A 382-nucleotide genomic window follows, 5' to 3' on the forward strand; every position below is an offset into this window, starting at 1 on the left:
GGTCCGCTGGGGCGGTGGTAGCCGACGCCCCCCATCCGAGGGACGCCGACGCGGCGGCGAGTGAGCCCGCATCCACCGAGGGGGTGGCGGTGAAGTCCGCGGCCGACATGAACTCCGCGGCCTGCCGTTCGAGGTAGCCCGCCTCGCCCGAGATCGCGTCCGCGAAGTCGCGAGACAGCGCCCGGCCCGAGTACGTGGTGTACCCGCGACCCGAGAACGGGCCCTCCTTCGCAGGCGAGAACGGGAACAGCCGGCGCACCGACTCGAGGCCGCCCTTCGCCGCCTCCTTGACTCCACCGAAGGCCGACTCCATACCGGACTTGAAGCCGTTCAGCAGCGCCTCACCGGAGCCACGCAGCAGGTTGCCCAGGTCGCCCAGGGC

At 72.3% G+C, this 382-nt stretch carries 1 protein-coding gene; it reads right to left on the bottom strand.

Going from position 1 to position 382, the window contains the following annotated elements; translation table 11 throughout:
* On the bottom strand, positions 1-382 hold a 382-nt coding region (locus tag J1M41_RS11695; RefSeq protein ID WP_206451803.1), incomplete at both ends, for a hypothetical protein.

It is taken from the genome of Micrococcus sp. KRD096, assembly GCF_017168495.1.
Taxonomy (GTDB): Bacteria; Actinomycetota; Actinomycetes; order Actinomycetales; family Micrococcaceae; genus Micrococcus; species Micrococcus luteus.